Origin of the sequence: uncultured Gimesia sp. (genome assembly GCF_937919775.1) — a bacterium.
In the GTDB taxonomy this organism is placed as follows: domain Bacteria; phylum Planctomycetota; class Planctomycetia; order Planctomycetales; family Planctomycetaceae; genus Gimesia.
This window is the reverse complement of the sequence record NZ_CALFPF010000445.1, coordinates 1-6029: the sequence shown is the minus strand read 5'-3', so window position 1 is coordinate 6029 and position 6029 is coordinate 1. Positions and strand designations below refer to the sequence as shown.

At 54.5% G+C, this 6029-nt stretch carries 6 protein-coding genes; 4 read left to right on the top strand and 2 right to left on the bottom strand.

Annotated features, from left to right (window positions below; genetic code table 11):
* Positions 1-792 precede the first annotated feature (792 nt).
* On the bottom strand, positions 793-1788 hold the full coding sequence (locus Q0294_RS12640; protein ID WP_299465721.1) for a sugar phosphate isomerase/epimerase: 996 nt from the start codon (positions 1786-1788) through the stop codon (positions 793-795).
* 249 nt (positions 1789-2037) lie between these two features.
* Here Q0294_RS12640 and purE point away from each other — a divergent pair, with 249 nt between their 5' ends.
* Together purE and Q0294_RS12630 are read left to right on the top strand one after the other, a co-directional pair.
* Positions 2038-2532, top strand: a complete 495-nt coding sequence (gene purE / locus Q0294_RS12635) for a 5-(carboxyamino)imidazole ribonucleotide mutase (RefSeq protein ID WP_299465718.1) — start codon at positions 2038-2040, stop codon at positions 2530-2532.
* Positions 2529-3668 carry a 5-(carboxyamino)imidazole ribonucleotide synthase gene (locus Q0294_RS12630; RefSeq protein WP_299465715.1) on the top strand — a complete coding sequence of 380 codons (1140 nt, stop codon included), beginning with the start codon at positions 2529-2531 and terminating at the stop codon, positions 3666-3668. The genes purE and Q0294_RS12630 overlap by 4 nt, the downstream gene beginning before the upstream one ends.
* Positions 3669-3683: 15 nt before the next feature.
* Here the strand turns inward: Q0294_RS12630 and Q0294_RS12625 are convergent, their stop codons facing one another.
* Positions 3684-4364, bottom strand: a complete 681-nt coding sequence (locus tag Q0294_RS12625) for a 7-carboxy-7-deazaguanine synthase QueE (protein WP_299465712.1) — start codon at positions 4362-4364, stop codon at positions 3684-3686.
* Between the two features lie 160 nt (positions 4365-4524).
* On the opposite strand from Q0294_RS12625, the gene rph reads away from it, so the two are divergent.
* Both rph and Q0294_RS12615 read left to right on the top strand, forming a co-directional pair.
* Positions 4525-5265 carry a ribonuclease PH gene (gene rph, locus Q0294_RS12620; protein WP_299465709.1) on the top strand — a complete coding sequence of 247 codons (741 nt, stop codon included), beginning with the start codon at positions 4525-4527 and terminating at the stop codon, positions 5263-5265.
* Between the two features lie 95 nt (positions 5266-5360).
* Positions 5361-5954 (top strand): hypothetical protein, encoded by a 594-nt coding sequence (locus tag Q0294_RS12615; RefSeq protein WP_299465706.1) that lies wholly within the window; start codon positions 5361-5363, stop codon positions 5952-5954.
* Positions 5955-6029: the final 75 nt, after the last annotated feature.

The window sequence follows — 6029 nt, the reverse complement described above, 5'->3', positions numbered from 1 at the left end:
ACGTTTGGAGGTCATTATACAAATCACGTCAATACCGCGGGCAGCCACATAGGGCGGCCCCTACGAATGCTGTTGATGGGGATGATTCACAATCACTTTTGGTAAGCCAACAGTGCCACATACGATCGTGATCTATTTTATGTTTTTACTACCACGAAAAATACGAAAGCACACGAAAAGCATAACTGGGCAACGGGAAATGGCGGAGGACGCGGGTGAGCTTATCGCGACGGAACGAACACAACATCGTAGGGGTCGGTCCATGTGCCGACCCGCCTGGCGAGATTCGATTCGGGATTATGATTGCAAAGGAGACAGTGATCACGTTTGGAGGTCATTATACAAATCACGTCAATACCGCGGGCAGCCACATAGGGCAGCCCCTACGATTGCTATTGATGGGGATGATTCACAATCACTGTTGGCGAGCCAACAGTGCCACCCAACCGAGCTACATTCGGGACCACCCCTTATACTTTTCGTGTGCTTTCGTGTTTTTTGTGGTCGTAAAAAAATGGAACCGGCAAACGAATGGGGGTTTGTTTTTTTGGCGGTCGAAAAACGGCGGCTAGCGCCGTTCCGCTCAAGGTTGGGGAGCTCTCTCAACACTGTTGGCGAGCCAACAGTGCCACCCGCCGTTTGTCATCTGCAGGTTTGTGAATTACCGGCGGCTGGCGCCGTGCCGCTCATAACAGGGGAGACAACTTGATTCGAGTGCGCGTAAAAACAGGGAGAACGAAATCCGTTCTCCCTGTTTCTTCAGACAGATCTAACCGAAGCTTCTGTTCTCTATCAGTCTCCGAAAGCGCCGTCGAAGGCGATGTCGGAGGGGGCGAAGTCGACGTTCTTGACGAACTGGCAGGCTTCGCGGGCGCCGTGATCTCGGTTCATGCCCATGTCTTCCCATTCGATGGAGAGGGGGCCGTTGTACTGGATCTCGTTCAACGCGCGGATGATTTCTTCGAACCGCACGCCGCCTCGTCCCACGCTGCGGAAGTCCCAGCCGCGACGCTGATCGCCGAACGGCAGGTGGCTTGTCAGAATTCCGGTGCGACCGTTCAAGGTGACCGAAGCATCTTTCATGTGCGCGTGGTAAATGCGATCGGGGAAGTAACGGATGAATTCGACGGGATCAACGCCCTGCCAGATCAGGTGGCTGGGGTCGAAGTTGAAGCCGAACTCTTCGCGGTGGTCGAGCGCTTTCAGCGTGGCTTCCGCGGAATAAATGTCGAAGGCGATTTCCGTCGGATGCACTTCCAATGCGAACTTCACGCCGCACTCCTGGAAAACGTCGAGAATCGGATTCCAGCGGTCGGCCAGCAGTTGATAACCGGCGTCGATCATTGTGCGCGGCGTGGGGGGGAAATCGTAAAGCAGATGCCAGATGCTCGAACCGGTGAAACCGTTGACGACGCTCACGCCGAGTTTCTGTGCGGCGCGGGCCGTGTTTTTCATTTCTTCAATCGCCCGCTCGTTGACACCGGCCGGATCGCCGTCGCCCCAGACGTATTCGGGCAGGATGGCTTTGTGGCGTTCGTCGATGTTGTCGAGTACGGCCTGACCGACGAGGTGATTGGAAATCGAGAAGAGTTGCAGGTCGTATTTTTCGAGCAGTTCCCGCTTGCGGTTGCAGTAGGTGTCGTCGGAGAGGGCTTTGGCGACTTCGAAATGGTCTCCCCAGCAGGCAAGTTCCAGGCCGTCATAGCCGAATTCCTGTGCTTTTTTGCACATTTCTTCCAGTGAGAGATCGGCCCATTGTCCGGTGAATAATGTTACAGGGCGTGCCATAACGAAGATCCTTTCATATTGTCACATCTGGGAATGAATTAATCGTCTCTAACACTAGACCAGAGCACCCGGAATGTCAAACGAACCCGCACTTGTCCGAGGCAGCCTGCAAAAAAAGGGGATGCCAGACTCCTATCAGGTAAGGAAATTGATTATTATCAGAGCCACGTCCGATCAGAATAAAATAATCTTGCTTAGAAAATAGCCCGTACGCGGCTGAAACCACGCCTCAAACAGGAAAGTTCCATTATGTCAGAAAACAGCTCCCCTCTGGTGGGCGTGATTATGGGAAGTCAATCCGACTGGGATACGATGCACGAGGCGGCGACGATTCTGAAAGAGTTCGGCGTGGAACACGAGTGCCGCGTCGTTTCGGCTCATCGTACGCCTGACTGGATGAACGAATACGCCAAGACCGCGGAAGAACGGGGGCTGGAAGTCATCATCGCGGGTGCCGGCGGCGCCGCCCATCTGCCGGGCATGGTGGCCGCTCAGACAGTGCTGCCCGTACTGGGTGTGCCGGTTCAGAGCAAGGCGCTGCAGGGGCTCGACTCGCTGCTTTCCATCGTGCAGATGCCGGGGGGCGTGCCTGTGGGAACTTTAGCGATTGGGAAAGCCGGGGCAAAAAACGCGGCGCTGCTGGCGATTCGCATTCTCGGCAATTCGCGTCCCGAACTGCGGAAAAAAATGCACGACTACTGTCAGAATCAAACCAACATTGTACTGGAAAATTCCGAACTATGAGTGATTTGATAGCCCCCGGCGCAACGCTGGGCATGCTGGGCAGCGGTCAACTGGGCCGAATGTTTGCCATCGAAGCCCGCCGCCTGGGATATCACGTGCACGTGTTTTCTCCCGAACGACAGACGCCCACCGGACAGGTCGCCGACGTCGAAGTCTGCGGCGAATATGACGACCTTGACGCCGTCGCGCAGTTCGCGAAAAACGTGGATGTGATTTCCTTCGAGTTTGAGAACGTACTTTCGGAAACAACAGAGACGGCATCGAAGTATGCGCCCGTGCGACCCGGCGCGAATGTGTTACACATCGCGCAGAACCGGATTCGTGAGAAATCGGAACTGAAACAGGCGGGGATTCCAGTGACGCCGTTTGCCGTGGTGCGTTCTGTGGAGGAACTGAAAGCCGCGCTGACGGAACTGGGTTGCCCGGCGGTTTTGAAGTCGGCAAGCTCCGGTTATGACGGCAAGGGGCAGGTGAAGATTGATGCGGTCGAAGAAGCGGAAACCGCGTGGAAGGATGTCGGGGCAGACGAAACGGTGCTCGAAGCGTTTATCGATTACACGTGTGAACTGTCGGTCGTCGGCGTGCGCGGGCTGGACGGGGAGTTCGCCTGGTACGGGCCGATGAAGAATGACCATGCGAATCATATCCTCGATATTTCGGTTTTTCCGTCCGGCCTGGGAGACACGATCAATCAAGAGGCGGTGGAAATCACGCGGGCCGTGTTTGAACATCTGGATGTGGTGGGCGTGATGTGCGTCGAATTTTTTCTGACCGGCGATCAGCGGCTGATGATCAACGAGATCGCACCGCGGCCTCATAATTCCGGTCACCTGACGATTGACGGACATGTGACGTGTCAATTCGAACAACAGGTGCGGGCGATCTGCGGACTGCCTCTGGGTTCGACTCTGTCACTGGGTCCGACTGCGATGGCGAATCTGCTCGGCGATCACTGGGAAGCGGGTCCGCCCGACTGGCGTGCGTTGCGACAGTTTCCCGATGTGAAAGTGCATCTGTACGGCAAACAGGAATCTCGCATCGGTCGCAAGATGGGACACCTGACGGTGCTGGCGGAAACGTCAGAGGCAGCAGTCGAACGGATTCGGCAGGCACGGGCCGCGATCTTTCACGGCTGATATATTCGGACGCGATTATTTACCGCGGACGTTGCCCCAGAGTTCGATGTGCATGCGTCGTGTGACCTGACAGCCGAGTTGTGCGGCGGTCTCTTCGATCCAGGGCATCCGCTCGGCGAGCATCTCCGCGGTGGTGCCTTGCGGCATCAGATAGACATTTTCGCGGTTGATTTCGGGATAGCGAAGCAGATAATCCTCAATTTCTTTGATGTCTTCGCGGTGATCGACGACGAATTTAATCTGATAAGGGTACTTGTGAATCAGCTCATGAATCACCGTCGGCTGATCCCGTCGCGCGTCGTGGCGATGCGCCCAGGCGGGATCTTTGACGGGGGTCGAATTCGAGAGTTTGGGGCTGATCGACATCAGGTCGGCGTGGACGTCCGCCAGAATCGTGCCCGCGGTTTCGATGGTAATCACCTTGCCGGCCGCATGCAGACGCTGTGTTAATGATTCGACTTCGTGCGACAGCATCGGTTCGCCGCCGGTGACGACGACGTGTTCACAATCGTATTGTTCGATGTGTTCCAAAATCGCGTCAACCGACATCTTATCCCCCTCCGGGTTCCAGGAGGTGTAAGGCGTATCGCAGAACCAGCAGCGCAGATTGCAGCCACTGGTGCGAATGAAAATCGAGGGGACCCCGATCCATTTGCCTTCGCCTTGCGGCGAGTGAAAGATTTCTGAGATCAGCACGAAAACGGTTCCTGAAATAAAAGAGAACGGACAATGATCTCTATCTTAATAGAAAGCGTGAGGTCTTGCATTGAAATGCACGGTCAAAGCGTGGTAACTTTGACGAAAAATCAGTTCAACACCGATAACTATTTGACTCTCCAGAATTTAGGACAGCACCATGCGCCACGATTCCCGCCAGCCCGATCAACTTCGTCCCATCAAAGTCGAACGCGGATACACCAAAGCGACTCCCGGCAGCATCCTGATTTCCGCCGGTAACACGGTAATTCTCTGCACGGCCAGTCTGGATAACAGCGTTCCCCCCTGGAAAAAGAATGACGAAAATCCGAGCGGCTGGGTGACGGCAGAATACAACATGCTGCCCGGCAGTACATCCCCTCGCAAACAGCGTCGGCCCGACGGACGTTCGAGTGAAATCCAACGACTCATCGGCCGGAGTCTGCGAGCAGTTGTCGATTTCGGTGCCCTCGGACCGCGCACGATTACCGTGGACTGCGATGTCCTGCAGGCCGACGGTGGCACGCGGACGCTGAGTATCACCGGCGGTTTTCTGGCGCTGCTGGACACGGTACTGGCGATTCCGGAAACGTGTAAACTGGCCGAAGGGGAAATCTTCGATCCCAAAAAAGTGTTTTCGAACAGCGTGGCTGCGGTGAGTGTGGGCGTGGTGAATGGAGAGCCGGTACTCGATCTGGATTACATCGAAGACAGCACCGCCGGCGTGGACATGAATGTCGTGATGACGGGCGGCGGCGACTTCGTCGAAGTTCAGGGAACCGCGGAAGGCCAGACTTTTAATCGAGGCATGCTGGACGCGCAACTGGAACTGGCAACATTGGGAATCGAACAGTTGACGGCGATTCAACGCGAGTGCTTCGGAGCCGACTGGCCTTTGTGAATTTTTACAGCGAACGTTTTTACTACCACGAAAAACACGAAGATTTATTTCTCGAAACGGTTCATTTCAGAGGAAGAAACACGGTGTTCAGCAGGATGATACATTATTTCTTCCGCATTTATGGAATGTTACTGGCGACCTCAGTGGGGGGACTTACCGGTGCCTACGCGTTTGCCAAAACTTCCAGAATATTCTATCAGACTCAGGGAGGCATGGCCGACCGAACGGACACTATCACCTGGTGGCAGCATTGTGGCTGGATTCTGGTAGGAGGCATTTTTCTGATTATGCGAATTTATCAAATTCGTAATCCTCGTGTCAGTTTGACGAATGTGGCCGCTGAGCAGTTGGTTAACTTAAAGAAAAAGGGGGATGAGCAAGAAGACCAGACTCCCCCAGAAAAATCTGCAGAACCCGCCGCTCAACCGCTTAATCCTTGGGTCGAAGTTGTGATTATCATCTGGCTCGGTGGTTTTATGGGAGCTCTGATGGGAGTTTCATTGTTACTGATCTGGTACTCCCTGACCTGGAGTCCGTTTTATCCGGCCAGTGATTCAGACAGCATCTCCATTAATCTCAACGTGTCTCTGTATCTGGTAGGGATCTCATCTGTATTGGGTGCAGCGGGCTCCGTTGTGTCTCATGTGAAGTATGAAATGAATATGAAAAACAGGACGAAGGATAAATAAAGAATCACTTTTACTACCACGAAAAGCACGAAAACACACGAAAATCAATCACCAAGTGAGCGGGTCGGCGCTAGC

Coding starts and splice junctions, on each gene's coding strand:
- Q0294_RS12640 (WP_299465721.1), bottom strand. CDS start 1,788: ATGGCACGCCCTGTAACATTATTCACCGGACAATGGGCCGATCTCTCA.
- purE (WP_299465718.1), top strand. CDS start 2,038: ATGTCAGAAAACAGCTCCCCTCTGGTGGGCGTGATTATGGGAAGTCAA.
- Q0294_RS12630 (WP_299465715.1), top strand. CDS start 2,529: ATGAGTGATTTGATAGCCCCCGGCGCAACGCTGGGCATGCTGGGCAGC.
- rph (WP_299465709.1), top strand. CDS start 4,525: ATGCGCCACGATTCCCGCCAGCCCGATCAACTTCGTCCCATCAAAGTC.
- Q0294_RS12615 (WP_299465706.1), top strand. CDS start 5,361: ATGATACATTATTTCTTCCGCATTTATGGAATGTTACTGGCGACCTCA.